11 protein-coding genes and 1 pseudogene are annotated in these 6,788 nt (G+C 59.8%); 5 read left to right on the top strand and 7 right to left on the bottom strand.

Features of this window, described 5'->3' with window-relative positions:
* Both istA and D769_RS30790 read left to right on the top strand, forming a co-directional pair.
* A partial coding sequence (istA, locus tag D769_RS00045) for an IS21 family transposase (RefSeq protein ID WP_008640692.1) occupies nt 1-1,193 on the top strand: 1,193 nt, incomplete at its 5' end.
* Nucleotides 1,190-1,513 (top strand): annotated as a pseudogene (locus tag D769_RS30790) (ATP-binding protein); the annotation flags it as partial. The gene istA and the pseudogene D769_RS30790, both read left to right, overlap by 4 nt.
* A 28-nt stretch (nt 1,514-1,541) precedes the next feature.
* Here D769_RS30790 and D769_RS00040 read toward each other — a convergent pair.
* Genes D769_RS00040 through D769_RS00015 form a run of 7 tightly spaced genes read right to left on the bottom strand, consistent with a single transcriptional unit; the run spans nt 1,542 to nt 5,082 of the window.
* A complete protein-coding gene (locus D769_RS00040) occupies nt 1,542-2,984 on the bottom strand; it encodes an ISL3 family transposase (RefSeq protein ID WP_008640690.1) in 1,443 nt (480 codons plus the stop codon).
* 23 nt (nt 2,985-3,007) lie between these two features.
* On the bottom strand, nt 3,008-3,325 hold the full coding sequence (locus D769_RS00035) for a hypothetical protein (RefSeq protein ID WP_008640689.1): 318 nt from the start codon (nt 3,323-3,325) through the stop codon (nt 3,008-3,010).
* A 46-nt stretch (nt 3,326-3,371) separates the two neighbouring features.
* The gene (locus D769_RS00030; RefSeq protein WP_008640688.1) at nt 3,372-3,695 is read right to left on the bottom strand and encodes a hypothetical protein; all 324 of its coding nucleotides are present in this window, start codon (nt 3,693-3,695) and stop codon (nt 3,372-3,374) included.
* Between the two features lie 19 nt (nt 3,696-3,714).
* On the bottom strand, nt 3,715-3,894 hold the full coding sequence (locus D769_RS00025) for a hypothetical protein (RefSeq protein ID WP_040010794.1): 180 nt from the start codon (nt 3,892-3,894) through the stop codon (nt 3,715-3,717).
* A gap of 14 nt (nt 3,895-3,908) precedes the next feature.
* Nucleotides 3,909-4,067, bottom strand: coding sequence for a hypothetical protein (locus D769_RS32155; RefSeq protein WP_193750019.1), 159 nt, complete (start codon nt 4,065-4,067; stop codon nt 3,909-3,911).
* 34 nt (nt 4,068-4,101) lie between these two features.
* Nucleotides 4,102-4,620: a hypothetical protein gene (locus D769_RS00020; RefSeq protein ID WP_008640687.1), complete on the bottom strand. Its 519-nt coding sequence runs from the start codon at nt 4,618-4,620 to the stop codon at nt 4,102-4,104.
* A gap of 33 nt (nt 4,621-4,653) precedes the next feature.
* Nucleotides 4,654-5,082, bottom strand: coding sequence for a hypothetical protein (locus D769_RS00015; protein WP_152414891.1), 429 nt, complete (start codon nt 5,080-5,082; stop codon nt 4,654-4,656).
* A gap of 187 nt (nt 5,083-5,269) precedes the next feature.
* On the opposite strand from D769_RS00015, the gene D769_RS00010 reads away from it, so the two are divergent.
* The 3 genes from D769_RS00010 to D769_RS00005 all read left to right on the top strand — a co-directional run bounded on the left by D769_RS00010 (nt 5,270) and on the right by D769_RS00005 (nt 6,681).
* The gene (locus D769_RS00010) at nt 5,270-5,785 is read left to right on the top strand and encodes an ATP-binding protein (protein ID WP_241227826.1); all 516 of its coding nucleotides are present in this window, start codon (nt 5,270-5,272) and stop codon (nt 5,783-5,785) included.
* A gap of 70 nt (nt 5,786-5,855) precedes the next feature.
* Nucleotides 5,856-6,023 carry a hypothetical protein gene (locus D769_RS32150; RefSeq protein ID WP_008640684.1) on the top strand — a complete coding sequence of 56 codons (168 nt, stop codon included), beginning with the start codon at nt 5,856-5,858 and terminating at the stop codon, nt 6,021-6,023.
* 403 nt (nt 6,024-6,426) lie between these two features.
* Complete coding sequence (locus D769_RS00005; protein ID WP_008640683.1) at nt 6,427-6,681, top strand: hypothetical protein; 255 nt, start codon at nt 6,427-6,429, stop codon at nt 6,679-6,681.
* Nucleotides 6,682-6,788: the final 107 nt, after the last annotated feature.

The following is a 6,788-nucleotide window of genomic DNA, read 5'->3' as shown; positions in this document are numbered from 1 at the left end:
AGCAATTCGACCGACTGGAATTCCTTGCGGGCGAGGAGGCGCAGGTTGACTATGGCGAGGGGGCACCGACCCGGGTGCCTGGCACAGACCGCTACCGTAAGCCGCGGTTGTTCGTCATGACGCTGCGCCATTCCCGGCATAGCTTCCGGCGCGTGGTATGGAAATCGAGCCAGCAAGTCTGGGCGGAACTGCACGAGCAAGCCTGGCGCTACTTCGGTGGCTCCACCCAATACGTGGTCCTGGACAATTTAAAGGAGGGTGTCCTCAAGCCTGACCTGTATGAACCCGAGCTCAACCCGGTGTATGCGGCCATGCTGGCCCATTATGGGGTGGTAGCCGATCCGGCACGGGTACGCGACCCTGACCGCAAGGGCACAGTCGAGAATGCGATCCAGCATACGCAGGCTACTGCTCTGAAAGGGCGGCGCTTCGAGTCGATCGAGGCGCAGAATGCCTTCCTTGAGCAATGGGAAGAGAAATGGGCCTCCAAGCGGGTCCATGGCAGCACACGGCGCCAGGTTCAGGCGATGTTCGAAGAAGAGCGTCCTCACCTGAGGGCGCTACCGGCAAGGAACTTCGAGTACTTCACCGACCGCGTCTACACCGTCTACGACGACACCTGTGTTCGAGTCGACCACAGCAGCTATGCCGCCCGGCCGGCGGCCATCGGCAGCCGGGTGCTGGTGCGCAAATACGCGCATCGTCTGGAGATCCGGGACCTGAAAACCCAAGTCTTGCTGCGCAGCCATGATCTGGCGGACAGGCCCGGCACGGTGGTGCTGCCGCAGGACGAACGCCTGTTTAATCCCTCACGCGAGACACGTCGCATCCTGGCGCAGGCCAAAGCTATTGGGCCATCTGCCGAGCGCCTGTGCCAACTCCTGTTCGACACCGAAGGCCGTGTAGGTCAGCGCAAGCTGTGGGGCATCGTCGGTCTGGTTCGGCGGTATCCACGCCGGCTGATCGAAGAGGCGTGCGAAACCGCCTTGCGAGAAGGCGTGCCCAGCTATCGCCGGGTCAAAGCCTTGACGGAGCGCCTGCTTGAGCAGGCGCTGGCCGCTCTCGATACGCCGATCCAGGGCGAACTGCCCCTGACCCAGGAACACCCCCTGATCCGGGACGGCGACGACTATGCCGACCTGTTCACGCTCGGCGCCAAACAAAACGCCGAAAACCAAGGAGATCACCCATGACCATGAGTCTCGCAGAAATCGACCGCGCCTTGCGCGAACTGCGCCTGTCAGGCATCGGCGCCACACTTGAGACCCGCGTGCTGCAGGCCCAGGCCAGCCAGCAACCCTTCCTCGAAACCTTCTCCATGATCCTGCAGGACGAACTGGATCGTCGCCGCTCCCGGCTACTCGAGCGGCGCTACCAGCAGTCCGGCCTGGAGGAGCGCCGCACCTTGGCCGAGTTCGATTGGGCCTTCAACCCGAAGCTGCCGCGCCAAGCCTGCTTCGAGCTGCATACCTTGAAGTTCGTAGCCGACGCCGACAATGCGCTGCTCATTGGGGGTATGCGTATTTCGCGGTTGAAATGGCTCAAACTTCGCCTTCTTCGATCAACCGCGCCAGTGTTGATATGTCCACGCCGTAGATCTTCGGCTCTTGTGTTGATCCGGCCCTCTCGCGCGGGGCCTTGACGGGTTTCTCAATGATTTGCAGGTCGGCCATCTCCATCGCCTCGTCGGGGATGCCGTAGCCCATCATCTCTTCCTTGAGGCGCTGCTTCGCGCGCCGCTCGAACTTGGGCCGGCTGTTGGTCCGCTTGAAGGCCCCTTCCGCGAAGAGGATCTTCGCGCGTAGCGCCTCGAAGCTGTACCCCCGGCCCAGCCGATTCATCACGCGTAGAAGGTTGTTCAGGCTTTCCGTGTAGGCGTTGGTGATTGGATGCTCGAAGTAGTTCAATATCTCGGGCATCCAGTTCTGGAACGCCTTGGTCAGCGGCTCGAAGTGCCCGTGCAGGCCGTGCGGGATCGATGTCCGCCAGTCGCTGAAGACGTTGTATGCCTCATCGGGCGTTGCGCTGTCGTAGATCCCGTAGAAGGCCTCCTTGAGCCTGTACGCCTCGCCGAGCAGCGGGTAGTTCAGGGTCCAGCCTTCCATCAGCAAGCGCTCCTGATCGGTCAGGTCGCGCTCGCGCTTGAGCAACACGAACCGGTCGTGCATCAGCGCGCGCCGTTGCTTCGCCGTCAGATTCTCGCGCGTCGCCTTGCGTGCGGACTCCACCGCGTCGTTGGCCATCCGCACGACGTGGAACTTGTCCACGATGATCGTCGCGTCAGGCAGCACGGCGTGCACGGCGTCACGGTACGGCCGCCACATGTCCATCGCCACGTACTGGACGCGATCGCGACCTTCCAGGTTGTAGAAATACCTAACGACCGTGTCCTTGTTCCGATTCGGCAGCAGCTCGACGATCGTGTTGTTGGCGATGTTCGTGATGACGCCGCGCGGGCGAATCAGGTGGATCTCGTCGATGCCCATCCACCTGGGCGTCTCGAACCGGATGTGGTGCTCCAGATCGCTCACATAGTCCCGGAAGATCGCGCGTACCGTCCCCTCCACCACGCCAACCTCATCCGCGATGCTCAGGAACGTGCGCTTGACCGCCTGGCGGCCGATCCAGTCCACCAGGCGCTTGGTCATGGCGCGCTTCTCGTCTACGTCCGGCAGCGCCTCGCTGAAGGTCTTGCTGCACGCACGGCACTGCATGCGCCGCGTGCTGACATACATGCCGACGCGCTTGCCGTGCATCGGCAGGTCCTTGACGAGCTGCTCGCGGCGGCCGAATCCTACCAGGTGATCGGAATTGCAGTGAGGGCAGTGCGTGGGCGGTTGCTTGACCTCGACGCTCAGGTGATAGTCGTGGTCGTTCTGCTCGACCGCCAGCACGGCGTAGGTCGGCAGGTTCAGGATGTTCGCGGGCATGTTCTTCTTCGAGGCGGCCGGGAACGGGATGATACTGTCGGTAGGAGGAGGCATTTTCCTATCCGAGCGGCTTGGAATCACCAGGGCCGCTTCGATCTCGTATACAACCAGACAAGCAGCCCTATCATAGCGACGCTGCACATGAATCCCGTCAAGAGCAACAGTGCCAAAACAGCCGTCACCACAGATCCCGGTGCTGATCCAACATAGTCGAGCAACGCCGCAAAGACGACCACCAGAGTTGCCCAACGCCAAATGAACGGGCGCACGTGTATCAGTTGCCAGCGGTTGCGCATCCGTGCCGACTCTTGCAGGTTCTCTGGCAAATCGCGCACGTCCCTCATGCCGATCTGGTGAAATGGCCACAAGAAATCGATGAGCATCTTCTTCAGCATGCTGCCGTCGTCCTTACCGCCATCGCAGGCGGCGTTTTCCGTTCGGTTATCCGGCCCAGGCTGTCGGGATCATGCCGAAGTTGCCCAATTCTTCCCAGCCTGCCGAGTCCAGCTCGTAGAGGTCATCCGCATCCAGCGTCGAGCCATCGGCCAAAGTCACCGCATCGCTGCCACAGATCAAAGTGTCCCATCGCCGCCGCTCGATGAGCTGGTCATTACGGAAAAGGCTGACCTGAATATCCGTGCCAGGCGGATTCAACGGGTAGCGTCCTGCGGCATCCGGTTTCGGCATGGGAACCAACTCAATCCTGGCGACGACGCCGCCTGGAAGGTCGATGGATTTCGGCAAGAAAGTTTTGGAATTCGTCATGTTTGTTTCCTTTGAGGTCTCAGGCTGTCGCCTTGATGTCGCGGATGATCTCCCGCACTGCCCCGCAAAACGGCCACAGTGTGGCCAACGACAGCGCCGACAACAGCGGCATGTCGCGTTGCCACCCAACAACCAGGCAGCCCACTCCCAGCGTCGCTGCCATGGCGCACACCAGTAGCAGTTGTGTCCTGTACCTCATCTTGTTTTCCTTGGTCAGCGACGTTCAGAGGCAGCCGCAAACACGCCAAGCATCCTTGCTGCGCCTTCCTGCGCTCCATCACGCCGACCCACTTTCATTCCGACGCGCACGCCTACATACAAGGCGATGACGACTGACAGACCCGCACCCACAACCAGCGTCATTTGATCCATTTACACCTCCGTTTTCCCGTGGCACCGACGTCTTTTACAGCGAGTCTTTCGCGCCAGCGACTCGCTCGGCGTTTCGCCAGTACGCGATCTGCTGTTGAGCGACTTCCATTACGTCGGCTCGATACGCGTCAGGATGCTTCCGCACGTCTCCCGAACTGTAGGAAACAAGGCGACCACCGACGACCTCGAAACCGAACGCGCCCGCAACTCGCTGCGGATTTGGATCGCTTTTCGGCCCACTCGACGAACCACAGATCTGCTCGCTTGCCTTACACCGGACCCCCAGATTCGTGAAGATGACCGCTGGCTGCTCACCGTTTACGGTATACGCCATCGAGCCCTCGGGCACATACTCGCGTTTCGTGTGCAGCGGGCGCGCGCTAGTCAGTTCATCTACCGTCTGCGCCGGCAGCATTGCTTCGATGCTCGAATCACGGAACATGCCGTCGCTCTGAACGTACTGCGACTTTGCAAGCGCACCCAGCGTAACGACAACTGCAAACACCGCGACGATCGATGTCGCGCGATAGACCGATTTCTTAGGCGTATTCATCTTGTGGTCCTCTACACAGGTTTTTCCGAGTTGTTACTTCCGTGTGGCTGTCAGGGTGTAGTGCCCGAAGCTCATCTGCAAGTAACGTCCGATCAGCGACGCCGAGACCGGAACACCGTAGCTCAATTCCCCCCGATCCTTGGCTCCTCGATCGCCGGGGAAAGGCAGGTCCTCGATCGGTTGTTGAGGGAAGACAAAACCATCAAAGATGGCGCGCTCTCCGTCACGGTGCACGCAAATTTGCTTCGTTGACTTGACCGGGCCGTGGATCATCTGCGTCGTGCGCGTCTCGCCCGTAAAGCACTTCGACTCATCGACTGTAGCGTCCAGAACGGGAGCGTCTTTGACGAGCAGATTCTTGCTGTTCAAGTAGCTGGCCGTTACAACCACGTGCCAGCTTTCCGCATGTGCGGCAACCGACAAGATGCTTACGAACAGTGCGACAACGATTTTCTTCTTCATTTCTATGACCTTCCGGCTACCGGCCGGTGTGAAGCACGTGAGTGCCAACATCGTTTCATCGGTCACATTGCGGAAATCTTGACTCCGTGCGCGGCGCGATCAAACGAAGCAGCCCAAGGCCAAGACAGCAATCAACCACAGAATACGCTTTATGGTACTGTGGTCGAACTCAAGAATCAACCGCGAAATGCGATGTTTGGCTCAGTGTCGCGCAGGGGTCATCAACCGCGAAATACGCATACCCCTCATTGGCAAGCCCGGCACCGGCAAGAGCCACATCGCCAAGGCCATCGCCTACAACGCCACCCTGCAGGGCATAAAGGTGCGTTACGTCGAATCGGACACGGTGTTCGCTGGTTACGCCGTAGACACGCGCGCCGATCAGGACCGCTTGCTCAAGATGCTGCTCGAACCGGAACTGGTTGTGCTCGACGACTTGTTCCTGGCAAAACGCATCCCGGATGCCGCCGCCGAACTGCTGCAGACGCTGGTCCACCAACGCTACAAATTGCGTCGCAGCATCATCGTCACGTCCAACCGCGTCGTGCAGGACTGGGGGCGATACCTCGGCGACAACACCATGGCCACCACCATCCTCGACCGTCTGATGCACCGCTCCAAACTCCTTGAGTTCGAAGGCAAAAGCTATCGCCTCAAGGAAGCGGCCACCAGGCTTGCTGTATCAGAGAAAGCCGACTCATAATCAGCTCGTCCTGCCTGGGGGAATTTAGCCGACCACAAGTGGGGGAGTTTGAAGTGACCATCCGGGCGGAATGGCCCATACGGTCATCAACGGAGCCGGAATGACGGTGGCGACTGGCGAGGAAAGCTTGCCGGAATTGGCGACCGACACCATGGCCGAAGTGCTGGAAATAGTCTCGATGCTGCGAGGCTGGCTGCGCCGGATCGAGCCGCTGAAGCGGCTGATGCCGCGCAGCTGAACGCATAAAGATTGCGTTCTTTATTACTTTTAGGATTATGTGTCATTTCCGGGCTTATCCCGGCACGCCCCCCATAAGGTTCGCAGGGCAGATCGTGATGAACAGAAGAAGCTCCGCAACCGCCTGCGCAAAGATGTCGGCTTCTATATCTCCGACTTCACGAGATCAAACGCTGGCTTCACGGAGGCTTATTTCAACAGCCTGGTGGAGCGAGGGACGATCAAGATCGTTTGACAGGGAAGGGCGAGCGGGCTGACGGCAACGACCCTGCCTGCGCCTGCCGCTGACTACCGATCTCCGGCGGGCTGGCCAGTGAAGTACCCGCATGCCGATTGCCCCCACAGTGACAACTAGGCGCACCACGCGCCCCGCACCGGCCGGCACCGTAGGAGCATAGTTAGAGATGGCCTATCACACCTTGCTTGGTCGCGAGCCCCAAGCGACGCGCCCCGGCTTTTCGATTCCGTGGTTTGCGACGGTCGAAGTGTCAATGAACGGCACGACTTGGCAATGGAGTCTGGTCGACAAGGGCGTTCCTGTTGGTGCATTGAAGCAGGGGTTCGCTACAGAAGACGAGGCTAAGGACGACGCACTCACCACCTTGGACGGCGACGAGTGGGAAAGTGGGAAAGCTGATCTTCAGCGCTTCCACCGGTAAAAGCCGCCTCCGTGGGCGGCTTTTTTGTCACAACAACCTGCCGAGTCGTCATGTGCGATTTAACATAATTTATATTATTGGTACTGTTGGTATGTTCTGAAGTGTTG

Source organism: Cupriavidus sp. HMR-1 (assembly GCF_000319775.1).
GTDB lineage: Bacteria > Pseudomonadota > Gammaproteobacteria > Burkholderiales > Burkholderiaceae > Cupriavidus > Cupriavidus metallidurans.
The sequence above is the reverse complement of the archived record's forward strand: the minus strand, read 5'-3'. Positions and strand labels throughout refer to the sequence as shown.